This is a genomic window from Pseudomonas sp. NBRC 100443, from assembly GCF_030268185.1.
GTDB lineage: Bacteria > Pseudomonadota > Gammaproteobacteria > Pseudomonadales > Pseudomonadaceae > Pseudomonas > Pseudomonas citronellolis.
In genome coordinates, this window is record NZ_BSQE01000113.1 from 1 (window position 1) to 255 (window position 255).

The window sequence follows — 255 nt, forward strand, 5'->3', positions numbered from 1 at the left end:
TGCCACTGATGGTGACCGGTGGCTTTCGTACCGTCGCGGGCATGAATGAGGCGTTGCAGAGTGGGGCTCTGGAGCTGGTCGGGCTGGCTCGCCTGCTCAGCCTCGACCCCGCCGTACCGCAACGTCTTCTTGCTGGCCTGGACCCTAGCCATGAAGTCAGCCCCAGGGTTTCCGGCGTGGAGGCCATCGACCGCTCGCGGATGATGGAAATCATCTGGTACACGCACCAACTCATGCGCATCGCGCGCAAGGGAC

General features: G+C 63.9%; 1 pseudogene. It reads left to right on the forward strand.

The window, feature by feature from the left end:
• Positions 1-255 (forward strand): annotated as a pseudogene (locus QSJ95_RS32780) (NADH oxidase); the annotation flags it as partial.